This window comes from Thermophilibacter provencensis (assembly GCF_030372065.1).
GTDB lineage: Bacteria > Actinomycetota > Coriobacteriia > Coriobacteriales > Atopobiaceae > Thermophilibacter > Thermophilibacter provencensis_A.
The window spans coordinates 207897-229371 of sequence record NZ_JAUDEA010000001.1; the positions used below are offsets into that span (position 1 = coordinate 207897).

Sequence of the window (21475 nt, forward strand, 5' to 3'; positions counted from 1 at the left end):
AACCCGCCGCCGCGCCAGACACCGGGGCCCGGCCTTCTAAGCAGGATCTTCCGCGAAGCGCAGTCCTGCGTGAAGGTCGGGCCCTGGCGTCTGGCGGGGCGGTCCCACGCGCGAGACGTTCTTCTCGCTATGCGTCCTTCATGATGATGTCGCGCACAATACCCGAGACGCGGTCGCACGCATCAAGGCAGAGCTCCATGCGGTCAAAGATACGCAGCCAGGTGACCGCGTACTTGCCGCTCGCGTCCTCCTCGTCGGAGAAGAGGCGGCGCAGCGCCTTCTGGTAGACGGTGTCGCCCTCGTCCTCCACGGTACCGATCTCGATGGCCTTCTCGAGCACAACGCGGTCCTTCTTGTAGTCGGGCAGGTGGTCGATCATCTCCTGCATCTCGCGCACCGCGTGAAGCGTGAGCTCGGAGATCTGCTTGGCCTCAAGGCGCAGGTCGCCAATGTTGAAGAGGTCCAGGCGCACCGCAACGCCGTACATGGAGTCCATCACGTCGTCCATGGCAAGCGCCAGGCTGGAGATGTCCTCGCGGTCGATGGGGGTGATGAAGGAGGTGTAGAGCTTGGCCATGATGGCCTTGACGCGCTCATCGCAGGTGGACTCGTAGACCTTCATCTGCGGGATGCTGCTCGTGGACTCGGGGAAGTCGCAGATGATCGTGTTGTACTCCTCCGCCGCCTCGACGATGAGCGCGGAGAACTCCCTGAGCATGGTGTAGAACTCGTCTTCCTTCTTGATGCGGGGCATGTGGACTCCTTTACGTATGAGCTGGGAGAAGAACGTGCGGCCGGGCGCGCGGCCCAAAACTAGAACAGGACGAGGAAGAGCTTGGCGAGCAGGTAGCCGATGATGCCGCAGCCCGGAAACGTGAAGACCCAGGTGAGGACCATCTCCTTGGCGACGCCCCAGTTGACGGACTTGGGGTCCTTGGCGGCGCCGGCGCCCATGATCGCGGCAGTCTTGGTGTGCGTGGTGGAGACGGGAAGGCCCGTCAGGGTAGCGATGAGCAGGCTCGCGGTGGCGCTGACGGAGGCGGCAAAGCCCTGGTACTTATCCAGGCGCACCATCTCCATGCCAACCTTCTTGATGATCTTCTTGCCGCCCACGGCGGTGCCGATGGCCATGACCGCGGCGCAGAGCACCATGATCCAGAGCGGAAAGCCGCCCATCTCGCCCACCGTCATGTTGAGGGAGAGCGCGATGGCGAGCATGGCGGTGGACATGAACTTCTGGCCGTCCTGTGCGCCGTGCATGAGGGCCACGCCGGCGGCGCCGAGCACCTGCATGCGGCCAAAGAAGTTGTTGGCCGTGCGACGGTCGGCGTTCTTGCAGGCAATGGGGATGACCTTGGAGATCGCCCAGCCGGCAAGAAAGCCCAGCACCGTGGAGAGCACAAGGCCGTAGACGACCTTGATCCACTCGCCGCCGTTCACGCCGTCGAGGCCGCCCGAAACCGCGAGCGCGGCGCCCGTGAGGCCCGCGATGAGCGCGTGGCTCTCGGAGGTGGGGATGCCAAAGAGCCAGGCGCCCACGCCCCAGGCGACGATACCGACGGTGGCGGCGGCAAGCGCAATGAGCGCCGCGTGGGTATCTCCGCCAAAGTCCACCATGCCAGAGATGGTGTCCGCAACGGCCGTGGAGATGAACGACATGGCCACGAGGCCCACAAAGTTGCAGATGACGCTCATCAGGATGGCGGAGTCGACGTCGATCGAGCGCGTGCCCACCGGCTCGGCGATGGCGTTTGCCGCGTCGGTGGCGCCGTTGACGAAGATGGTCCCCATCACGAGGAGCATGACGATGATCAGAAAGGGATTGCTCGACAGAACGCCGAGAAACTGCTCAAAGCTAATCAAGGGCGGACTCGCTTCCTTTGGAGGCCGGTCGGGGCGGCCATTTGTCACAGCTTTGTAAACGCTCGATAAGGATAGCGTAAACGCGCGCACGTCAAATGCGAGAAGGGCGAGAAAGACGGGTCCGTTTGCCGTCCCTTACATTGCGCTTACATTTTGTGAACGATGCCGCACGCAAAAGGCCGCCGGGCGAGAAACCCGACGGCCTGCACTTACGCTGGAGCCAGCTACCAGACTCGAACTGGTGACCCCCGCTTTACGAGAGCGGTGCTCTACCAACTGAGCTAAGCTGGCGTAAGCGGCTAACTACTATACGAGAAGCGCGGCGCGCACGCAAGCCTGTTTTTTACAGCAGGCGCAGCACGCCGCGGACGAGACGCTCGAAGTCGTCCGCGTGCTCCCCCGCCGCGGCGAGCACGGTCTCGTGACTGACCGCCGGAGCGCCGGACTCGTTGGCGGCAAGCGTGAGCCCGAGCACGTTCATACCGAGCGCCCGCGCCATGACGACCTCACACACCGTGGACATGCCCACATAGGAGACGCCGAGCGTCCGCAGCGCCGCCACCTCGGCCGGGGTCTCGAAGCAGGGGCCGAGCACCCCGGCATAGACTCCCTCCTCAACGGCGATGCCAAGGTCGTCCGCCACGCCGCGCGCGATGGTGCGCAGGTACGGCGAGTAGGCGTCGTTCATGTCCACGAAGGGGCTCTCCACGTCGCGCAGGCCGTCCCACTCGGCGAGCGGGTTGCGTCCGGTGAGGTTGACCTGGTCCGTGAGAATTCCCAGGCCCGTGTGCGCCCGCCCGGGCACGGCGCCCGTGGCGCACGCAAAGACGATGTCGCGACAGCCCAGGTGGTGCGCGTGACGCACGAGAGCGGTCACCTCGGCGGCGGAGTAGCCCTGGTAGAGGTGAATGCGGCCGGGGTAGACCACCACGGGCACGTCGTCGATCGTGCCGATGGTTGCCTCAAAGCGGTGCCCCGCCACCGGGCGCGCCGAGAGCGGGAAGCCGTCAATGTCACGGTAGTCTATGCGACGCACGGGACGCACAAGCGAGCCAAGGTGACCCAGCCCGCTCCCCAGCACGATGGCCACGGGATGCTCCACGCTCGGCTTGCACGCCCTCACGGTATCCTCGGTTACCACGCAGACCCCCTCCTTCTCGAGCTTTTCGGCAAAGACGCCGTCGCCCGGTACCAGCTTTCCTGAGTAGGTTCCATCGTAGACGAGTCCGACGCCACATGAGGGACTCTTTGCCTTGAGCACGGCCAGCGAGACCGGTGAGCGTCGCAGCGCCTCAAGGCACCTCTGCGCGCCGCGCTCAAAGTCCCCCGTCACGTCGCGCCCGTCGGAAAGAAAGACGCGCCCCTCGCGCTGCTCCGCGGGCGGCCGGGGCACGGGGAGCCCCGAGGCCGTCTCGGGGCACACGCGCAGGACGTCGACCTTTCTCGCCAGCTCGCGAACCTCGTCAGCGGGCTTGGACCCCCCGTCATAGCGAACGGGGGCTCCAAGCAGGCAGGCGCTTATCGCCACGCGCACGGTCACGCCCCCCTACTCAACCAGAGAGCCGATCTGGATCGTGGCGCGGGAGAGCAGGGAGTCGGTGTAGGCGCCCCACTCCTCGCTGAGCTGCGTCGAGGCGTCCTTGTAGGCGCTCTGGGCAACGCTGTAGGCGGCGCTCGCCGCGGCGTAGGTGGCCGCGTCGTTTGAGATCTCGTAGCCGGAGAGCGTGGCGTAGTAGGTGCCGTCCGTGCGGGCCCAGTCGTTGGCCTCGCTGTCCCACTCGTCGCCGAGAAGACCGATCACGTAGCTCGCGTACTCCTCGGTGGGCTCGTCCTCCTCGCCCTCGGCGGGCTCGGACGGCGCCGTGGGCTGCTCGGGGAGCGTGACCGTGGTGACCTCGTCCTCGAGCTTGGTCACCAGGACGTTGTCGGTCAGGATGTCCTTGACCGCCTCCTCGTCCAGGCCAACCTGCTCGGCGATGGCGGCAAAGTCGTTGGTACCCACCGTCGAGGTAGCGTAGTCGGAGAGCTCCTCGTCGCTCACGGTGATGCCTCGCGCAGCGGCGTCGTCGAGGATGAGCTTGTTCTGCACGTAGGCCAGCACGTCCGAGGCAGCGGGCACGGTGTAGGTGCCGTCGTCGTTCGCCGGGAGGTTGGAGCTGCCCTGGACCTCCTCGAGCACCTCGCGCGCCGTCACGTTGGTCGACTGGCCGTCGAAGGAGTACGTCGCAATGGTGCTGTCGAGCTCGCTCGCGGAGAGCGCGGTGCGGCCGTTCAGCGCCACCCCGCTCGGGCCGCCGAGCAGGAAGTGCCCGGCCAGCACGCCCAGAATCACCGCCACGACGCAGATGACCACCCATGCGGCGACCGGCAGGGCGCGCAGGCCCGCGGCGCTCTTCTCGGCGTCCCTCTCGATGTCCTTCTCGGCGTTCATCTCGATGTCCTTCTCGTCCATGCGCCTTCCCTTGGCCAAAGGCCCGCCGCGGGGCGGGCCAGACGTTTCTTCTTCAGGTAATTCTATGCGCCGCCCGACGTCTCCTCGCGGGCGCCACATACCTATGAGAGAGCTTGAAGGATCTCCCCCGAGAGGGCCTTGACGTAGCCGGCGCCGTTCTCGGCGTCAAAGCTCACGCGCGCCGCCAGGGCCTTCTTGGTCTCGTCGGAGGAGGCGCCGCGGGCAAGCTCGAGAAGCGCCACGAGCATGTCGCGGTACTCGGCGTCTCCGTGGTAGCACTGGATGGCCTCGTCGAGCAGCGGCCAGGCCATGTTGGAGCGCTCGGGCGAGCTCGCCGCAAGGCGGGAGAGAAGGATGAACGCCGCCAGGCGCACCGTCGCGGAGCCGTCGTCAAAAAGCGACGCCTCGGCGCCGTCAAAGGCGTCCACGACCTTCTCCGGGTGCTCGATGGCAATCGCGGAGAGGGCGTCCAGGGCCTCCCAGCGCGTCTGCGCCTCGGGACGATAGAGCGCGTCGACGAGCGCGTCCACATACGGGATCACGATGCCCGCGTTTGCGCGCGCGGTGAGGGCGATCTGGTGAGCGACCTCCTGGCGACGGCGCCTGCTCGCACCGGAGAGCTCCTCGATGAGGCCCGCGATCTGCGAGCTTTCGGCTGCTGCCATGAATAAGACCTCCTTGTTACTCGCAGAACCCGTCGACCACGGCCGTGCCGCTCTTGGGGTCCTGGTGAATCTCAATAAAGCCGAGCTTCGACGCCTCTCGAAGCAGCGACGTGAACGAACGATACCCGTAGCTCGCCTCTGAGAACTGCGGGCGCTTGCGCTTCATCGTGTCCTTGAGGCGCGAGGCGAGGATGAAGCTGTCGCTCTCGCGCTGCAGCGCGTCGATCGTCTCAAAGAGCAGCTGGTAGCACTCCTGCTTCTCACGCGGGACCTTGGCAGAGAAGTCCGGGATGCCCGCGCCGCGGGTGATGTCCTCGTAGAAGATGAACTCGTCGCAGACCTCCGTGAGCAGGCTGCTCGTGGCCTCCTTCATGCCCACGCCGATGACGGTCTTGCCAAACTCCTTGAGCTTTGAGACGAGCGGCGAGAAGTCCGAGTCTCCGGAGAGGATGGCAAAGGTGTCGATGTGGTCCTTCGTGAGGCAGATCTCCATGGCGTCCACGGCGAGGCGGATGTCGGCCGAGTTCTTGCCTGTATAGGCGCGGTCCGGGATCTCTATGAGCTCGATGCCCAGCTCGTGCAGGGGCGTGATGGCGTCCGAGAAGCGCTGCCAGTCACAGTAGGCGCGCTTGGCCGTGATGCGGCCCTTGTCCACAAGGCGCTCGAGGATGAGCTTGACGTCGGGCAGGGGCCCCGGCTCCTGGTGGCCGCGGCGGTTGCGCTTCCCGGTGCCCAGGGCGAGGTTCTCAAAGTCGATGAGCACCGCAATGGAGCTCTGCGGCATGTCGGTATCGTTCAAAACTGATGTGTCTCCTTATGGGAATTGGGGGGCAGTCCCCAATTAACGGAAATGCTCGATGCTAGTGGTGGCAGTGGCACTCATGGCCGTCACCGTGGTCGTGGTGGTGGCCGCCGCAGCACTCGTGGTCCTCGCCGTGGTCGTGGCCGCAGGCGCACTCGTGGTCGTGCTCGTCGTCGCCCTGGTCGAGCAGGGACCAGTCAAGGCCCGCCGCGGCGCAGGTGGCCTCCTCCTGGTAGAGCAGGGTAAGCGCCTGGGTGCCCATGCGCGCGCCGCCAATCTGGCAGAGCATGTCAAAGAGCGTGAAGGCGGTCTCGGCGCCCGGGAGCGTGATGTCGAGGTCCTCGGAGCGCTGCAGGGCGAGCGCGATGTCCTTGCGCAGGTGCTCGGCCATGAAGCCGGGCTTGTAGTCGCCGGCGAGCGACTTGGGCGCCAGGGTCTTGGAGGCGCCGGAGCCGCCCGTCCCGCTCGCCATCACCTCGAGCACGCGGTCCACGTCGATGCCGGACTGCTCCGCGAGCGCGATGGCGTCCGCGTAGCCCACCATGCAGGAGGCAAGGCTCACCTGGTTGCAGAGCTTGGCCGTCTGGCCGCCGCCGGCAACGTCAAAGAAGAAGCGCTTTGCCGAGAAGGTCTTGAGCACGGGGAGCACGGGCGCCGCGGCCTCCTCGGAGATGCCCATGATGAGCGTGAGGGTGCCGTCGATCGCGCCCTGCTCGCCGCCCGTGACGGGGCAGTCAAAGGCGTGCTTGTCCTCGACCTCGGCGGCGTCGTGGATGTCGCGCGCGAGCTGCGGGGAGCTCGTGGTGAGGTCGATGAGCCAGGCGCCCTTCTTGGCGGTGCGGATCAGGCCGTCGGTGGCAAGGTAGACGTCCTCCACATCCGTGGGGTAGCCCACCATCGTAAAGACAACGTCAGCGTCCGCGGCGGCCTCGGCGGGGCTGTCCGCCCAGCGCGCCCCCTTGGCGAGAAGCCCCTCGGCCTTCTCGCGCGTGCGGTTGTAGACCGTGACGTCATAGCCGGCATCGAGGATGTGCCCGGCAATGGGCGCGCCCATGATGCCGGTACCGATGAAGGCGATCTTCTTGATCTGCAAGGTCATTCCTTTCCACATGCATGGTTGATGACAAAAGTGACAGGGTAGTTTGTCAGGTTCTTGCGTGGGAACCCCAATCGAGGCAAGCCTGCCAAGAACCTGACAAACTACCCTGTCACTTTTGTCATGTGTCTACTGCCCGCGGACCTTACGGGCAATGCGGTCGGTAAACGAGAGGCTCTCGCGCCGATCCTTGCCCCAGAAGAGCAGCGCCACCATGCCCGGGCCCACGTGCGCGCCGATGACCGGACCCACGGAGCTGTAGATGATGGGCACGTCGGAGCAGCCGGGCTCGCGGCGCACCTGGTCGGCGAGCCAGCGCGCGTCCTTCTCGGCATCGGCGGAGACGATGGCCATGGGGAGCTTCTCGTCCCCGCCCTCGGCGCCGAGGTAGTTGGCCTTGAAGTCCGCGAGGATGGCGCGCAGGGCCTTCTTGCGGCCGCGGCACATGCCGCGCAGCGTGAGGGCACCGTTGGTGTCGTAGGAGAGCTCGGGCTTGATGTCGAGCTTGCCGCCCACCGTGGCCGCCGCCGGCGGGATGCGCCCGCCACGGGCCAGGGCATCGAAGGAGTCCAGCGTGAAGTAGCCGTGGACGTAGTAGCGCGCCTCCTCGGCCCAGGCGACGAGCTCCTTGGCCGTGAGGCCGTTTGCCGCCTGGTGCACTGCCTCGATGGCAAGAAGCTCGGCGGCAGCCGACGGGCACACGTTGTCGATCACATAGATCTCAAAGTCGGGGTGGCTCTCGCGCACCATCTCCGCCGCCTGACGCGCCGCGTCCACGCTCGAGGAGAGGCCGCGCGTGAAGGCGAGGTAGACCGTCGGGGTGCCCTCATCGGCAGCGCGCTCGAAGACCTCGAGGTAGTGGCCGGGCGTCACGGCCGAGGTGGTGGCAACCTCACCGGCGCGCATGCGGTCGTAGAACTCCTTGGCCGACATCGTCTGCCAGAGGTCGTCGGCATACTCCGTGCCGCTCATCACATAGGTGAAGTTCACGATCTCCACGCCCAGGGCGCGCGCGACCTCCGGCGCAAAGTCGGCGCAGGAGTCCACGATGATCCTCACGTTGGACTTGCGGTGATAAGCGCGGCCCAGGCGCGCAGCCTCCTGCGACGCCTGGGCGTTGTCGGCCCCCTCCTGAGCGGGGACCGCCTGCTCTATGTTCTTGTCGGTATCGCTACTGCTCATTCTCTTCCTCGATCTTGGGCTTGATAATTCCGTACCCGCCATTCTTGCGGTGATAGATCACGTTGACAAGCCCCGTGGTGGCATTTGTGAAGACATAGAAGTCGTGGCCGATGAGGTCGGTCTGGACGAGCGCCTCCTCCTCGGTCATGGGGAGCAGGTCGACGTACTTCTCGCGAACGAGCTGATCGTCCTCGGTCTCGTCCGGCGCGGGCTCAATGAGGGCCGCCAGGTCCTCCTGGGTGACGGTGCCGCCCTTTGCGGCCGCCACGCGCTGGCGCCGGTCAATGACGCGGGTCTTGTACTTGCGCAGCTGGCGGGTGACCTTGTCGGCGGCGTCGTCGATGGCGGTGTACATGTCGTCCGAGCTTGCGACCACGCGAACCACGTTGTCGCGGACAAAGACGGTGACCTCGCAGGCCTTGCGCTCCGGGTTGGAGGGGTTCTTGTCAACACGGAGAACCACGTCACAGGTCATGGGCTTGATGTCGAATACCTTGAGGGCATCGCCCACCTTCTCCTCCACGTGCTCGCGCAGGGAGTCGGAGACGCTCACCTTGCGGCCCGAGATCTTGATGTCCACCATGCGAACCTCCTTACGGTTGAACGTGGGTGCGCGCCTTTGCGACTGCGCCCCTACGACACTGATACCCACTTCCGTGGGTGGCAGTCCACCACGAGGCACCAAAAATGCACGCGAGCGGGCGCTCCTACTCGGCGGGCGTAGCGTCGCCGGCGTAGGTGCCGTCTGCCATGGGGTCGGCCGTTCCGTCGGCCGCGCCGCCCTCTGCGCCGTACTCCGCATCGTCGGCCGTGCCGTCCTCCGTGCCCTCGGCCGCGCCGTCCTCAGCCGGAGCCTCGCCGTCCTCGGCAGGCTCCTCCTCGGTCTCGGGCGCGGGAGCCACGATGCCGGTCACCTTGGTCGTGTCTGTGAGCGTTGGGAGGTCGCCCACCCAGTTAACGCGCAGCAGGTCGCCCACGCCGTTGGTCTGGACCTCCTCGAGCGCGGCCTGGACGGGGGCCTGAAGCTCGGCGGACGCGACGGCGATGCTCGTGGGCGCGGGGTCGTCGAGCGTGCCCGCAAAGGTGATGCCGTCATAGGCGGTGGCAAGGTACGCCCCGGAGTAGGCGTCGCACGCCACGTAGCTCACCGTGCCGGCGAGAAGGGCGTCGAAGGCCTCGTTGAGGTTGGAGAAGGTCGTCTCCACGGCGCCGGTGCCCAGCTCGGCGAGGGCGCGCTGCGAGACGGAGCCCTGCTGGACGCCCACGCTCGCCCCGGAGAGCGCCGAGGCGTCGATGGGCGCGGCCGCCCCCTGTGCGGTGAAGATGCCCGTGGCGCCCTGGGCGTAGTTTCCCACGAGCGTGGCGCCCCACGAGTTGTCCGCGGTGACGCCCATGACCACGTCGCAGCTCTCCTGGAGGGCGGCGGCCACGTCGGTCACCGAGACAAACGAGACGCTGCCCAGGCCAAGCTCGTCCGCGAGGGCGTGCGCGAGGTCAACGTCGAGCCCCGTGCGCGAGCCATCGGAGCCCGTGACGGCGAGCGGGGCGCTCTCGATAGCGGGAATGCCCACCGTGAGGGTCCCGGGCTGCTTGAGCGCGGAGTCGTCCACGGCGGGGACGAGCTCGGCCATGCGGGCCGCGCGGGCGTCCGCCACGGAGGTGGTCATGAGAAAGTCGTCGAGGTCGACGGGGCCAATCGAGCAGGCCCCGAGCCCAAGCGCAACGCCCATCGCCGCGCCTGCGGCAACGAGCGACCTGATGTGGATGTGCGGCATGCTGTCCCTCTCCCCAAGGTTTAGGCAGTTGCGTCTCTCCCAGCTGACCTGGTCTTTGCCCCCACACCCGCGCACTGGAGACGTCGCTTGCGGCGCCGCGGCGCCTCCACTCTTGCCCCTCTCGCCCGCGAGGCCGGATGCCTCATGCGTATGACGGGCGGTACGACTTACCTCTAGGACGAGCCATGATCGCTCGGGCGCGCACGCCCGGGCTTACGTGGATCCCTTTGCCCTCGTCTGGCATGGACTTGGGCAACGCGCAGCATCGCCCGCAACCACAGACCTGGTCGAGACTTTTTAAGTATACCTGCCGAGCCCGGCACGTGCGCCCACTTTGTACCGGGTACGTTTTGGACAGACGCGGGCTACCACACGCGAGCCAGGACGCAGGCGGTCACGGACGCGGCGCCCCGGGCGAGAAGCGCACCCGTCGCCTCGTTGAGCGACGCCCCGGTGGTGGCAACGTCATCGAGCAGCAGCAGGCGCGCGCCACGGACGTCCTCGCAGGTGCGCATGGTTCCGGCGAGGTTTGCCGCGCGGTCCTCCTTTCCCAGATCGCGCTGGTCTCGGGCGGCTCCGCGGACGAGCACGTCGGCGAGCGGGAGCCCGGACATGCCGGCGAGCTCGCGCGAGACGAGCTCCATGTGGTCAAAGCCGCGCCGTGCGTAGGCGCTTGCGGTAGCGGGAACAAAGCAGATGCCGTCAACGTCTGCCGCCGAGAAGCGCGGCGCGTCGTCGGGCGCCGGCCAGGCGGAGGCCTCCTCGAGCGCCGTGAGCATGACCGCCGCCATCACGGGGGCCAGGCGCAGCTCGTGGGCGTCCTTGAGGCAGGTGACCATGCGGGCGGCGGTGCCGCGAAAGCCCAGTGCGGCGACCGTGGCGCGCGGCGTCCAGGTGCCGTCGCACTCCGTGCAGGTGAGAAAGCCGTACGGCGCGCCGCAGACCGGGCACGCCAGGCGCTGCTCAACCCACGGGAGCGCGGCGCGGCACTCGTCGCAGATAAGCTCGCCGGGCTGGTCGCAGCTCACACAGCGCGTGGGCCAGAGGACCTCCGCAAGCTCGCCCGCCGCGGCGCGGGCAAGACGTTCGATGCGCATGCGACCCCCTTCCTGTGGCGGATGGGGGTCGCGTAGGTGGAACGAGTGTAGCACGCGGGGTGCACGGGATACGAGTGGAGCGACGTGCCGAGAAAAACCGGCTGCTGTACCAGGCCGCGCCGACCCTTGGATCAGTGCGCCGAGAAAACCCGGCCGCTGTACCACTTTCCCGAAGGCGCGCCGAGAGAATCCGTCCTCTGTACACCGCGCGGGTCCCCCCGGACAGCCGCCCCCGTCACAGAGGGCCGTTTTTCTCGGCAGCGGGGCCGGCAAGTTGGTACAGTCGGCGGCATTTCTCGGCGTGAGAGCGAGCGGATGGTACACTCGGCGGCATTTCTCGGCAACGCACGAGGCGCACCGGTACAGAGGCGGGTATTTCTCGGCGTGCCATTGCAAGAGTGGTACAGAGGACGGGTTTTCTCGGCAACGGTGGGCTCGGAGCACAGGGAGGGCCCCGGCAGCGCCGTGCTACCATGCGAGAAAGTCGACGAGAGGAGCGGGCATGCAGGCAGAGGGTCACCGCGCGGCGCTCATAAACGCCGACCCACCGGCAAGCGAGAAAATCACCCGCTGCCTGCTCGACGACCTCGCCGAGGCGTTGCCCGTCTACGCGCGCCTGGCAGACGTCAGCGTCCCGGAGCTCTTCCAGGCACCGCCCGACAAGAACCTCCCCCGCTGCGACGCGGCGCTTCTCGCCTACGCCCTTCAAGACCCCGCCCCTGCGCACGATGCCGCAACAAGAATCGCACCCGGGACGCGCGTCTATGCCCTCACGCACCTCGAGGGCCGTGCGGGCACCGAGGCGGCAACGTCCTTCTCGCAGCTTGAGGCGCTCTGCGAGGCGGCGGGCGCACGCTGGATGGGAGGCCTCGTTGTCTGCGGCGACGAGCTGGTGCTCCCCGCGGCGGGCTCCCCGCGCATGGGATGGAGGCGCCGCTGGGTCTCCGAGCCCCTTGACCAGCTCATCATTGCCCTTCTCGCCGGCACGGACGCCGGCACCCTCACAGCCCGGCCCGGAGCGCTCCTCTGGACGTGCCGGCACATCTTCCCTGGCCGACGGAGCTAGCCGCCGCCCACCAACAACGGACAACACACGGACGTTCTGCGGGCAGAGACCGTCTAGAACTCGCCCCAGCGAGAAGAACGGGCGGGGTGTGGACGTTCTGGAGACCCAAACCGTCCACACCCCGCCCCATTTTTGGAAGCGGGCGGCTCCCGGACGTTTTAGCCCGGAAACCGTCCGATTGTTGCCCCTTACAGCCCAAAGAAGCCGCAGGCGTTTCTCCACAGCGCGTCATAGGTTGCCTTGCGGCTGCTGCGACCGGCCTTCTCGCGCACGTCTGCTAGGGCCGCCGCCGTGAAGGCGACCATCGCGGGCTCGCACTCCTCGCCGCGCAGGGGAACCGGCGCCATGTAGGGGCTGTCGGTCTCCGTGAGCAGCTTGCGCTCGGCGCAGAAGGTGGCCGCCTCGCGAATGTCCTCGGAGCGGGTGAAGGTGAGCGCGCCGCCAAAGGCGATGTGGCAGCCCATGCTCGTGAAGTTCTCCATGACCTTGAGGCCGGCGGTAAAGCAGTGCAGGTCGCAGCCCTTCTCGGGCACGCCCTCGTCGCGCAGGATGCGCGCCGCGTCAACGTAGGCGTTGGCGATCATGTCGCCGGCGGTGGCGCGGATGTGCAGCTCCGCGGGCAGCTCGAGCTCGTGGGCGAGGCGCAGGTGATAGCGGAAGACCTCCTCCTGGACCTCGCGGGGCACCCTGCTGTAGGGCCCGAGGTCCAGGCCGAACTCGCCCACGCCCACGCAGCGGGGACTGGCGAGAAGCTCGGCGAGGCGGGCCTTGGCGTCGTCGTCAAAGACCTCGGCGCCGTAGGGGTGCGCGCCGGCCACGATGTGGATGTTGTCGAGCAGGTCGGGAGCGTCCACGCCCTCAAAGGCAGGCGGCACGAAGCCCTTCTCGGCGCACTCGGCGAGGCACGCGCGAGCGAGCTCGACCTCCTCGTCCAGCCAGGAGAGGAACGCGCCCACGCTCTCCCACCGGCGCGGGATGTCGTCGATGGGGTCCACGGGCACGACGAGCAGACGCACACCCGCGAGCGCCGCGCGCGTGAGAGCCACGGCCGGGTCGTGCTCGCGGAAGCTCGTGAGGTGGCCGTGTGTGTCCGCCAGCGGGGCCAGCGGCGCGGGCAGCGGGCAGACCTGGCCCTTGTGGTCGTGGAAGAGCTCGCCGTCGGCGAGCGAGAGGTCATCGAGTGCGATCAGCTTGGACATGGTTGCTCCTAGGAAAGCGCGTTGGAAAGAAGGGCGAAGTCGGCCGGGGCGAGCGTCTCGGCGCGACAGGTCGGCGATATCCCGCAGGCCGCAAAGGCCGCGTCGAGCGCGTCCTTGGCAAAGCCGGAGGCGGACATGGAGTTGCGGATGGTCTTGCGGCGCTGCGCGAACGCGGCGTCGATCACGTTGGCGGTGGCGGCAAGGCGCTCACGCGAGAGCGGCTCGCCCGTTGCCGGGTCGAGCATTGGGGCGCGCTCGATGCGCACCACCGCGGAGTTCACGTGCGGGGGCGGCATGAAGTTGCCGGGACCCACCTCAAAGCGGCCGCTCACGCGCCCGTAGAGCGCGAGCTTGGCCGTGTAGGCGCCGTAGGTGCGGTTGCCCGGCTCCGCGCAGATGCGGTCGGCCACCTCGGCCTGCACCATCACGACGGCGCGTCGCAGCGCCGGCATGGTCTGGAAGAACGCAAGGATGATGGTGGCGGCCACGTTGTAGGGCAGGTTGGAGACCAGCATGGTGGGCTCGCCGCCCGCGGCCCCCGCGATCTCCTCCGGCGTCACGCGCAGGGCGTCGCCCATGATGAACGAGAAGTTCGCGTGCGCCGCGGCGTGCGCGGAGAGGACCGCCTCGAGCTCACGGTCCATCTCGATGGAGACCACGCGACCCGCCTCGGCGAGAAGTGCCAGCGTGAGCGTGCCGATGCCCGGCCCCACCTCGAGCACCGTCTCCTTGGGGCCAGGCTCCGCCAGCGCCATGATCTTCTCGATCACGGCGTTGTTCACCAGGAAGTTCTGGCCGAGGCTGTGCTTGGTGGCAAGGCCGTACGCCTCGAGAAGCGCGCGCGTGGCACCCGGGCTTGCGAGAGGAGATCCGCCCACGCTTGCCTACTTCTTGGTGTCCAGGCGCGGGAAGAGCGCGTCGCCCTTGGTCACGGCCACGCCGCCGGCAAGGCCGCCCCACGCACAGGCCGCGCGCAGGTCGTCCGTGGCGGCCTCGCCCTCGAGCGACATGCGGCGCAGGACCTCGGCCGAGGTCTCGGGCATGAACGGCGCGAGCAGGTGCGCGGAGATGCGAATGGACTCGAGCAGGCTCACGATGATCTGGGCGAGCTCGCCGGCACGCTCCGGGTCCTTGGCCACGGCCCAGGGCGCGGAGTCCTCGATGTAGTGGTTGGCGGCGTGGACGAGCTCCATGACCACGTCCTTGGCGCCGGCGTAGTCGAAGACCTCCATGCGGCTCGCATAGCGGTCGTAGATGCCCTCGGCAACGCCCTTGAGCGTGCCGTCCTCCTGCGCCCAGCCCTCGGCCAACTCGGGCGTCTTGCCGTCGAAGTACTTGGCGCTCATGTTGAGGGCGCGGGAGACCAGGTTGCCCCAGCTGTTGGCCAGGTCGGCGTTGTAGACCTGCTCCATGCGCTCGAAGGAGATGGCCGAGTCGTCGCCGTGGACCACGTCGGTCATGAAGTAGTAGCGGTAGCCCTCGACGCCCAGCAGGTTGATGACGTCGCGCGGGGCGATGGCGTTGCCGCGGGACTTGGACATCTTCTCGGCCTGGCCGGTCTCGGGGTTGCGCACCGTGAGGAAGCCGTGCACGAAGACGTGCTCGGGCAGGGCCTCGTCGATGGCCATGAGCATGGCGGGCCAGAGGATGCAGTGGAAGCGGATGATGTCCTTGCCGATGAGGTGGCACTGGGCGGGCCAGCGGCGGGCGAGCTCGGCGCGGGACTCGGCGTCGTCCAGGCTGTAGCCCACGGCGGTCATGTAGTTGAGCAGGGCGTCAAACCACACGTAGGTGACGTGCTTGTCGTCAAAGGGCACCTTGATGCCCCAGTCGAAGGTCGTGCGGGAGACCGAGGTGTCCGTGAGGCCGCCCTCCACGAAGCTGCGGACCTCGTTCATGCGGAAGTCAGGCTGCACGAAGTCGGGGTGCTCGTCGTAGAGCTTGAGCAGGCGGTCCTGGAAGGCGGAGAGCTTGAAGAAGTAGGACTCCTCCTGGACGCGCTCGAGCGGGCGGCCGCAGTCCGGGCAGAGGTGCTCGCCCTTGGTGCCGCGCTCCTCGTCGGCCTTCTCGACCTGAGTCTCGGTGAAGTAGGTCTCCTCCGGCACGCAGTACCAGCCGTCGTAGGAGCCCTTGTAGAGGTAGCCGCTCTCCAGCATGCGGTCCCACAGGTACTGGACCGCGTGGTGCTGGCGGGGCTCGGTGGTGCGGATGAAGTCGTCGTTGGAGACCTCGAGCTCGCGCCAGAGGTCCTGGAAGAGCGGGGCCTGGGAGTCGCACCACTCCTGCGGGGTCATGCCGTGCTCGGAGGCGGCCTCGGCGACCTTCTCGCCGTGCTCGTCCATGCCGGTCAGGAACTTGACGTCGTAGCCAGCGGCGCGACGGAAACGCGCCTGGACGTCGGCAAGCAGGGTGCAGTAGGCGGTGCCCAGGTGCGGCGCGGCGTTGACGTAGTAGATGGGGGTGGTGACAAAGTAGGACGGCTTCTCTGCCATTGGCTGCTCCTCATGACGGACGGGATGGCATATGCGCGCGGCGCGGGCCGCAAGCCCTCTGATTGTACTCTTTGCGTGCTGATGGGGCAGCTTCTCGTTGGCTGTTCTTACAAGACAGCCGGCACAAGGTCTTGTCTCGTTGTACTTTGCCCAGACACGGGCAGAAAGTCTATTGAACGCAGACTTTCTTGCGCTTTGGGCAACGAGAGTATTCGTCAACAGAACGGAGACTCTCATGCCAAAGAAGCACAAGACGGCGCTCGCCCAGATTCGTCGCACAGCGGGACTCACGCAGGTCCAGGTTGCGGGTCAGCTTGGTGTGAGCAAGGCCACCTATAGCGCATGGGAGACCGGTCGTGCCGAGCTGGGCGCCGAGAGGCTCTACGCGCTCAGCGAGCTTTTCCGCTGCACGCCCAACGACATCCTCGGGTACACCCACTCGGGCAGGCGCTTCGCGGCGATCTCCAAGGAGGACGAGCGGGTGCTCGACCTCTTCAACGCTCAGCCGCCCAGCATCCGGGAGCACTTCATCGGCCTCATGGCATACAACGCCAAGGGCCGCCGCTGGCGCTAATCGCGTCCCGAAAAGTGGTGTAAGGCCGCCCCCTGTTGCCCGCACCCTAGCGTGAGGCAGCCACCACGGCATCGTAAACCTCGGCACGCGGCCGCGAGAAGGACTTGGCCAGCCGCTTGGCGAGCGCGCTCTTGGGCTCTCCCGCCGCAAGCCCCGCGGCGATCTCGTCCTCCAGGGTGCGCTCCGGACCAGACGCGGCAGCCCGACGCTGCGAGAGCTCATCGTCGCTGGGCTCCGCGATCACGATGACGCACTCCCCGCGCACCTCCTCGCGCGCGGCCACGGTCGCCGCGAGCTCCGACGCCTCGCCACGCACGACCTCCTCGTGCAGCTTGGTGAGCTCGCGCGCGAGGGCAACGCGGCGCCCCGGCATCACGGCGGCGACGTTGGCGAGCGTGTCCGCCACGCGGCGCGGGCTCTCGTAGATCACGAGCGTGCCGGGCACAGAGGCGAGCTCCTCCAGACGCGAGCGCTGCGCGCCGGCACGACGCGGCAGGAAGCCCTCAAAGAAGAAGTGCTCGCTCGCAAGCCCGGAGGCGGCAAGCGCACAGGTGACGGCACTCGGCCCGGGAATCACCTCAACGCGCAGACCGGCGTCGAGCGCGGCGTCCACGAGCCTCTGCCCGGGATCGGAGACGCCAGGCATGCCCGCGTCCGAGACGAAGGCAACCCGCTCCCCCAGCGCAATGCGCTCGAGCACGCCCTCGACCTTCTCGGCCATGACGTTCTCGTCGCAGCGCTCGAGGCGGACGTGCAGCCCAAAGGCGGACACGAGCTTGGCGGTGACGCGCGTGTCCTCGCAGAGCACCACATCGGCCGAGGAGAGGGTGTCGATCACGCGCGGGGACGCGTCGCGAAGGTTGCCGATGGGCGTCCCCACGATGGAGAGCGTGCCGGAAGGCCCCATCAGACGATCATCCCGCGCTCAAAGGTCGCCAGAGCCACGCGCGCGTCCCAGCCGCCGAGCATCCCGGAGGTCTTCCAGGTGTTGAAGAACCACGCCGGGCAGCTCTCGTAGGCGGCGATCTGCTCAGAGGTGTAGACGCGCTCGAGCGCGATGCGGCCCTCGGGCGTCATCTGGGCGTCCGCCACCGGCAGCGACGACGACCACTTGCCCACCATGACGGGCATGCCGGAGCGGCGCGCCTCGCGGATCGCGCGGTCGTGAGCGGCCACGAGCTTGCGCACGCCGGAGGGTCCGGCGACGTCCGTGCGCGTGGTGACGCGATCGAGGTGGCAGTCAAGCCAGACGTTGCGGTAGTGGCGCTGCGCCATGAAGCGGCCCCAGCCGCCCGGGATGCCGCCGTCCGGCAGGATGACGACGGGGTCCTCCCCCGCGGCGCTCCGCACGAGCTCGTAGGCCTCGCGATAGTAGTTGCGCAGGCGGTGGATGGGGGTGCCGTCCGTGAGCGCGAGGCCGCGGCGCACCTGGGAGACCACGTCGTCCGCAAGCTCGAGGCCGAAGAACCCCACGCGGGAGGCGTAGCGCTTGGAGAGGGCAAAGACCACGTCGAGCATCTCGTCGCGCGTGACGTGGCAGTCCGCGTTATCCGGCGCGATGCCGTTGTCCGTGTGCGGCGCGCCCAGGTTTATCGCCAGCGCAAAGACGACCTTGAGGTCAATCTCCTCGGCCCAGTTGAGCGCCTCGTCCACGAGCTCGATGCAGCCCAGGTACGGGCCGGGCTCCGGGCCCTGCTCGCCATAGACGTACCAGGGGATGGGCAGGCGCACGGCATTGAAGCCGCGGGCCGCGATCTTGACGAAGTCCTCGCGCGTGATGAAGCTCTCCCGGTGGCGGCGGACGCACTCCGCATAGCGCTTCGGGCCAAGGGCGAGGGCGAGCGCCTCCTCGTCAAGGGCACCTGCCTCGGCAAAGAGCTCGGGCGTGACCCACGACTCGAGCGTCAGCCACCCCGTCAGGTTGACCCCGTGCAGGGAATGTCCGCCCATGACGCACCTCCGTCTCTCCCCGGCCAGCATTCTCCCCCTCCCGCAAGTATAGCGAGACAACGGGCGGCGCGGCGCATGCTTGCAGAACTGGGGGCAGGCGGCGGGCGCTATCTGGCGGGCGGCTCCTCCGCCACGTAGGTGGCGCAGTTGAGCGGCGTCTCGTAGACGTCAACCTGCGAGCAGGGCATGCCGCGCCCCCGCAGGCGCTCGCAGAAGTGGCGGGCGAGGTTCTCTGCCGTGGTGCGGAAGGGCAGCATCGTGAGGGAGAACCCCTCGGAGGTCAGGGCCTCGATCGTGGCCGGCGCGAGGGTGCCCTCCTCCACGAGGAAGGTGTGGTCGAGCTCCTCCGCGAGGGCGCGGACCTCGCGCTTGAAGACGCCGAAGTCACAGACCATGTCGCGCTGCGTGCCCGTGGCGCCCAGCTCGTCCGCGCGCAGATAGGCCACCACGCGCCAGCGGTGGCCGTGAAGGTTCTCGCACTTGCCGTAGTAGTCCGCAAGAAAGTGCGCGGAGTCAAAGCTGGCCTCGGTCTTGAGTCCGTACATGGGGGTCCTTTCGGTTGGGGGCTCCATCGTAGCGCTTGCGCGATGGGGCGAGAAGGGCGGCGATGGGGTACCATGTCCGGGCACGCACCCGTGACCAAGGAGCAGCCATGTCGCTCTCAGCCGAGCTCATCGCCTACGCAGCCGCCCGCCACGACGCCCGACGCCCCCTTCTGGGCGAGAAGGACCGCGAGGTGGAGGCGCTTCTCGCCCCGCTCTCTGCGGACGAGGCCGCGCTCATGCGCTACCTCGTGGCAACGCTGCCGCTCACGGACGTGTTTGACACGCCGCTCGAGGTGCTTCTCGCCCACGTGCGCCACGCGCTCATGCTGCGCGAGGGGCCGGCGGCCGGGCTCCCCGAGGACGTCTTTGTGCACTACGTGGCGTGCCCGCGCGTGAACAACGAGCCGCTCGACCGCTGTCGCGAGGCCCTCTGGGAGGAGCTCGCGCCGCGTGTGGCCGGCCTTGACGCCGAGCACGCCGTGATAGAGGTCAACTACTGGTGCGCCGAGATGGCCACCTACCAGATCACAGACGGTCGCACGCTCGGCGCCCTTGGCGTGGTGGCCGGCGCCGCGGGCCGCTGCGGCGAGGAGTCCACGCTGCTCGTCTCGGCGCTGCGCTCGGTGGGCATCCCCGCCCGCCAGCTCTACGTGCCCTGGTGGGCGCACTGCGACGACAACCACGCCTGGGTTGAGGCATATGCAAACGGTGCCTGGCACTACCTCGGCGCCTGCGAGCCCGAGGAGGCGCTCGACCGCGGCTGGTTCACGGCGGCCTCCGGGCGCGCCCCGATGGTGGCCACGCGGCTCTTCTCGGACTTTGGCTGCAGCGAGAAGGACGTGGTGGGGCGCATTGGCTGCACGGTGCTCGTCAACGTGACGCAGAGCTACGCCGCAACGACGCACCTCTGCGTGCGGGTGACGCTGCCGGACGGCACGCCCGCCGCAGGAGCCGCGGTGGCGTTTGAGGTGCTCAACATGGCGGGGTGGCGCCCGCTCTGCGTCCTTTGCGCCGACGCCAAGGGGCGCTGCGAGGTTGAGCTGGGTCACGGCAGCGTTCGCGCTCACGCCTCGCTGGGCGACCTCGTGGCCGAGATGGACGTGGACGCCGCTGGGGTCGCTGATTCCGAGGTGGAGCTGCGGCTTGCCCCTGCAGCCACGGACGGCGCCTGGCACGACCTTGACGTGCGCGCGCCCGAGGACCACCCCGCCCCCACGCAGGCGCTCTCCCCGGAGCAGGCCGCGCGCGGGCGCGTGCGCAAGGCCGTGGCGGACGAGTCGCGCGCCATGCGCGTGGCCGCCATGCGCTCGCACGCCGCGCAGCTCGCACGCCAGGCGGCGCTCGTTCGCCCGGACGACGACGCCGAGCTCGTGGCGCAGATTCTCGACGCCGCGCGCGGCAACGCCGACGCGATCTACGACTTCCTCACCGCCGGCGCCGAGCCGGAGCGCCTGGCGCTTCTCTCCGGCCTTGCCGAGAAGGACTACCTGGACGCCCGGCCCGAGCTGCTGGAGGGACACCTCCGCGCGGCGCTCGCCGCTCCGCGGCGCCACGACCTTGACGCCAAGACCTGGGAGCGCTTTGCGCTCTGCCCGCGCATCGGCCTCGAGCACCTGAGCGCCTGGCGCCCCGCGCTGCCGGGGGCGCTGCCCGAGGAGCTCTCCGAGCTCGTGCGCACGAGCCCCGCCGCTGCCTGGGCGTGGCTGCGCGAGCACCTGTCCTTCTCGCCTGCCGAGCACCTGGCCAAGCTTGCCGGGACGCCCATCGGCGCGCTCGCGTCCGGGGAGGCCTCCGACGTCACGCTGCGCACGCTCTTCGTGGCCGCCTGCCGCAGCCTGGGCGTGCCGGCGCGCCTGGCGCCCGCGGACGGGCGGGCAGAGGTCCTTCTCGATGGGCGCTGGTCCTGCATGGAGGGAGCGCTTGCCGCCGAGAAGACCTTTGAGCTGCGGCTCGTTGCCCCCGAGGGGCGCGCGCTCGTCTATGGGACGGACTGGGGACTCGCTCGTCTGGGCGCCGAGATGCAGGTGGGGGGCCAGGTGCTCTACGGCTTCCACCAGCTCGAGCTTTGGGGGTGCGATCCGGCGGAGCTTGAGGTTCCGGCCGGGACGTACCGCCTCACCACCACGGTGCGCCTGCCCAACGGAAACCAGCAGGCCTCTGAGCTGGTCTTCTCTGTTAGTGAATCCACAGAGGTGGAGCTGCGCCTGCGCGAGCCGAAGCCCGAGGACATGCTTCAGCGCATCGCCCTGCCGGATGCCGCGCCGCTGGTTGGGGGAGCGGGCGGCCTTGCCCTGGTCGCGTTCCTGGAGCCCGCCGAGGAGCCCACCGAGCACCTGCTCAACGAGCTCGTCGAACGCGCCGATGACGTTGCCGCCGCGGGGCTTAGCGTCACCCTCCTTACACGAAGGGAAGATTCGGACGATAATACCCTCTCGCGCGCCCTTGGTGTAATGATGGCCGCGGGAGCCGACGCCAAGGTTGCCCACGACGACTTCTCCGAGCTACCCGAGCGCCTTGCCCGGCGCATGTTCGCCAACCCGGAGCTGCTGCCGCTCGCGATTCTGCTCGATCTGCGCGGCGAGGGGGCGCCCGTTGGCCTCTTTGCCCGCGGGGGCTACGCCGTGGGCACCGTCGACCTCGTCCTGAGGCTCGCGGCCCTGGCCTAGGGGCAACTTCCGGACGCTCTGCGGCCCCAAACCGTCCGCACCGCGCCCCTA

The 21475-nt window shown here is 68.2% G+C and carries 20 protein-coding genes and 1 tRNA gene; 3 read left to right on the plus strand and 18 right to left on the minus strand.

Annotated elements, in window-relative coordinates; translation table 11 throughout:
* Nucleotides 1-127 precede the first annotated feature (127 nt).
* The 12 genes from QUW25_RS00985 to QUW25_RS01040 form a co-directional block, all read right to left on the minus strand.
* Nucleotides 128-754: a DUF47 domain-containing protein gene (locus QUW25_RS00985; protein WP_289510370.1), complete on the minus strand. Its 627-nt coding sequence runs from the start codon at nt 752-754 to the stop codon at nt 128-130.
* A 59-nt stretch (nt 755-813) separates the two neighbouring features.
* Entirely contained in the window at nt 814-1863 is a 1050-nt protein-coding gene (locus QUW25_RS00990) for an inorganic phosphate transporter (RefSeq protein ID WP_289510371.1), read from the minus strand.
* Nucleotides 1864-2078: 215 nt separating this feature from the next.
* A tRNA-Thr gene (locus QUW25_RS00995) sits at nt 2079-2154 on the minus strand.
* 52 nt (nt 2155-2206) lie between these two features.
* Nucleotides 2207-3397 carry a purine-nucleoside phosphorylase gene (locus QUW25_RS01000; RefSeq protein WP_436317674.1) on the minus strand — a complete coding sequence of 397 codons (1191 nt, stop codon included), beginning with the start codon at nt 3395-3397 and terminating at the stop codon, nt 2207-2209.
* A 12-nt stretch (nt 3398-3409) separates the two neighbouring features.
* Complete coding sequence (locus QUW25_RS01005; RefSeq protein ID WP_289510373.1) at nt 3410-4315, minus strand: hypothetical protein; 906 nt, start codon at nt 4313-4315, stop codon at nt 3410-3412.
* A gap of 101 nt (nt 4316-4416) precedes the next feature.
* Nucleotides 4417-4980, minus strand: coding sequence for a hypothetical protein (locus QUW25_RS01010; RefSeq protein ID WP_289510374.1), 564 nt, complete (start codon nt 4978-4980; stop codon nt 4417-4419).
* A 16-nt stretch (nt 4981-4996) separates the two neighbouring features.
* The gene (locus QUW25_RS01015) at nt 4997-5764 is read right to left on the minus strand and encodes an NYN domain-containing protein (protein ID WP_354003613.1); all 768 of its coding nucleotides are present in this window, start codon (nt 5762-5764) and stop codon (nt 4997-4999) included.
* Nucleotides 5765-5840: 76 nt separating this feature from the next.
* A complete protein-coding gene (locus QUW25_RS01020; protein ID WP_289510376.1) occupies nt 5841-6881 on the minus strand; it encodes an NAD(P)-dependent oxidoreductase in 1041 nt (346 codons plus the stop codon).
* 126 nt (nt 6882-7007) lie between these two features.
* Nucleotides 7008-8060 carry a DegV family protein gene (locus QUW25_RS01025; protein WP_289510377.1) on the minus strand — a complete coding sequence of 351 codons (1053 nt, stop codon included), beginning with the start codon at nt 8058-8060 and terminating at the stop codon, nt 7008-7010.
* Entirely contained in the window at nt 8050-8643 is a 594-nt protein-coding gene (gene hpf / locus QUW25_RS01030) for a ribosome hibernation-promoting factor, HPF/YfiA family (RefSeq protein WP_289510378.1), read from the minus strand. Before hpf ends, QUW25_RS01025 begins: the two co-directional genes overlap by 11 nt.
* A gap of 124 nt (nt 8644-8767) precedes the next feature.
* The gene (locus tag QUW25_RS01035; protein WP_289510379.1) at nt 8768-9835 is read right to left on the minus strand and encodes a substrate-binding periplasmic protein; all 1068 of its coding nucleotides are present in this window, start codon (nt 9833-9835) and stop codon (nt 8768-8770) included.
* A gap of 365 nt (nt 9836-10200) precedes the next feature.
* A complete protein-coding gene (locus tag QUW25_RS01040; protein ID WP_289510380.1) occupies nt 10201-10932 on the minus strand; it encodes a ComF family protein in 732 nt (243 codons plus the stop codon).
* A 502-nt stretch (nt 10933-11434) separates the two neighbouring features.
* Here QUW25_RS01040 and QUW25_RS01045 point away from each other — a divergent pair.
* A complete protein-coding gene (locus QUW25_RS01045) occupies nt 11435-11998 on the plus strand; it encodes a hypothetical protein (protein WP_289510381.1) in 564 nt (187 codons plus the stop codon).
* Nucleotides 11999-12186: 188 nt separating this feature from the next.
* On the opposite strand, the gene QUW25_RS01050 is transcribed toward QUW25_RS01045, so the two are convergent.
* The 3 genes from QUW25_RS01050 to metG are packed head-to-tail and all read right to left on the minus strand — an operon-like array spanning nt 12187 to nt 15689.
* Nucleotides 12187-13197: a TatD family hydrolase gene (locus QUW25_RS01050; RefSeq protein WP_289510382.1), complete on the minus strand. Its 1011-nt coding sequence runs from the start codon at nt 13195-13197 to the stop codon at nt 12187-12189.
* An 8-nt stretch (nt 13198-13205) separates the two neighbouring features.
* The gene (gene rsmA, locus QUW25_RS01055; protein ID WP_289510383.1) at nt 13206-14075 is read right to left on the minus strand and encodes a 16S rRNA (adenine(1518)-N(6)/adenine(1519)-N(6))-dimethyltransferase RsmA; all 870 of its coding nucleotides are present in this window, start codon (nt 14073-14075) and stop codon (nt 13206-13208) included.
* Nucleotides 14076-14081: 6 nt separating this feature from the next.
* On the minus strand, nt 14082-15689 hold the full coding sequence (gene metG / locus QUW25_RS01060) for a methionine--tRNA ligase (protein WP_289510384.1): 1608 nt from the start codon (nt 15687-15689) through the stop codon (nt 14082-14084).
* 235 nt (nt 15690-15924) lie between these two features.
* On the opposite strand from metG, the gene QUW25_RS01065 reads away from it, so the two are divergent.
* A complete protein-coding gene (locus tag QUW25_RS01065) occupies nt 15925-16263 on the plus strand; it encodes a helix-turn-helix transcriptional regulator (protein ID WP_289510385.1) in 339 nt (112 codons plus the stop codon).
* A 46-nt stretch (nt 16264-16309) separates the two neighbouring features.
* Here QUW25_RS01065 and rsmI read toward each other — a convergent pair whose 3' ends face one another.
* The 3 genes from rsmI to QUW25_RS01080 form a co-directional block, all read right to left on the minus strand.
* Nucleotides 16310-17170 (minus strand): 16S rRNA (cytidine(1402)-2'-O)-methyltransferase, encoded by an 861-nt coding sequence (rsmI, locus tag QUW25_RS01070; protein WP_289510386.1) that lies wholly within the window; start codon nt 17168-17170, stop codon nt 16310-16312.
* Nucleotides 17170-18213, minus strand: coding sequence for a glycoside hydrolase family 5 protein (locus QUW25_RS01075; protein ID WP_289510387.1), 1044 nt, complete (start codon nt 18211-18213; stop codon nt 17170-17172). The genes rsmI and QUW25_RS01075 overlap by 1 nt, the downstream gene beginning before the upstream one ends.
* A gap of 107 nt (nt 18214-18320) precedes the next feature.
* On the minus strand, nt 18321-18758 hold the full coding sequence (locus tag QUW25_RS01080; protein WP_289510388.1) for a 6-pyruvoyl trahydropterin synthase family protein: 438 nt from the start codon (nt 18756-18758) through the stop codon (nt 18321-18323).
* A gap of 107 nt (nt 18759-18865) precedes the next feature.
* Between QUW25_RS01080 and QUW25_RS01085 the strand changes: the two genes are divergently transcribed.
* The gene (locus QUW25_RS01085; protein ID WP_289510389.1) at nt 18866-21424 is read left to right on the plus strand and encodes a transglutaminase domain-containing protein; all 2559 of its coding nucleotides are present in this window, start codon (nt 18866-18868) and stop codon (nt 21422-21424) included.
* The last annotated feature ends 51 nt before the right edge of the window (nt 21425-21475 follow it).

What these genes read in the sequence shown, in the direction of transcription:
- QUW25_RS01015 (WP_354003613.1), bottom strand. Translation starts at nt 5,764, where the DNA reads ATGCCGCAGAGCTCCATTGCGGTGCTCATCGACTTTGAGAACCTCGCC.
- QUW25_RS01045 (WP_289510381.1), top strand. Translation starts at nt 11,435, where the DNA reads ATGCAGGCAGAGGGTCACCGCGCGGCGCTCATAAACGCCGACCCACCG.
- QUW25_RS01085 (WP_289510389.1), top strand. Translation starts at nt 18,866, where the DNA reads ATGTCGCTCTCAGCCGAGCTCATCGCCTACGCAGCCGCCCGCCACGAC.
- QUW25_RS01075 (WP_289510387.1), bottom strand. Translation starts at nt 18,213, where the DNA reads ATGGGCGGACATTCCCTGCACGGGGTCAACCTGACGGGGTGGCTGACG.
- QUW25_RS00985 (WP_289510370.1), bottom strand. Translation starts at nt 754, where the DNA reads ATGCCCCGCATCAAGAAGGAAGACGAGTTCTACACCATGCTCAGGGAG.
- QUW25_RS01020 (WP_289510376.1), bottom strand. Translation starts at nt 6,881, where the DNA reads ATGACCTTGCAGATCAAGAAGATCGCCTTCATCGGTACCGGCATCATG.
- metG (WP_289510384.1), bottom strand. Translation starts at nt 15,689, where the DNA reads ATGGCAGAGAAGCCGTCCTACTTTGTCACCACCCCCATCTACTACGTC.
- rsmI (WP_289510386.1), bottom strand. Translation starts at nt 17,170, where the DNA reads ATGGGGCCTTCCGGCACGCTCTCCATCGTGGGGACGCCCATCGGCAAC.
- QUW25_RS01065 (WP_289510385.1), top strand. Translation starts at nt 15,925, where the DNA reads ATGCCAAAGAAGCACAAGACGGCGCTCGCCCAGATTCGTCGCACAGCG.
- QUW25_RS01035 (WP_289510379.1), bottom strand. Translation starts at nt 9,835, where the DNA reads ATGCCGCACATCCACATCAGGTCGCTCGTTGCCGCAGGCGCGGCGATG.
- QUW25_RS01025 (WP_289510377.1), bottom strand. Translation starts at nt 8,060, where the DNA reads ATGAGCAGTAGCGATACCGACAAGAACATAGAGCAGGCGGTCCCCGCT.
- QUW25_RS01005 (WP_289510373.1), bottom strand. Translation starts at nt 4,315, where the DNA reads ATGGACGAGAAGGACATCGAGATGAACGCCGAGAAGGACATCGAGAGG.
- QUW25_RS01010 (WP_289510374.1), bottom strand. Translation starts at nt 4,980, where the DNA reads ATGGCAGCAGCCGAAAGCTCGCAGATCGCGGGCCTCATCGAGGAGCTC.
- QUW25_RS01050 (WP_289510382.1), bottom strand. Translation starts at nt 13,197, where the DNA reads ATGTCCAAGCTGATCGCACTCGATGACCTCTCGCTCGCCGACGGCGAG.
- QUW25_RS01040 (WP_289510380.1), bottom strand. Translation starts at nt 10,932, where the DNA reads ATGCGCATCGAACGTCTTGCCCGCGCCGCGGCGGGCGAGCTTGCGGAG.
- hpf (WP_289510378.1), bottom strand. Translation starts at nt 8,643, where the DNA reads ATGGTGGACATCAAGATCTCGGGCCGCAAGGTGAGCGTCTCCGACTCC.
- QUW25_RS01080 (WP_289510388.1), bottom strand. Translation starts at nt 18,758, where the DNA reads ATGTACGGACTCAAGACCGAGGCCAGCTTTGACTCCGCGCACTTTCTT.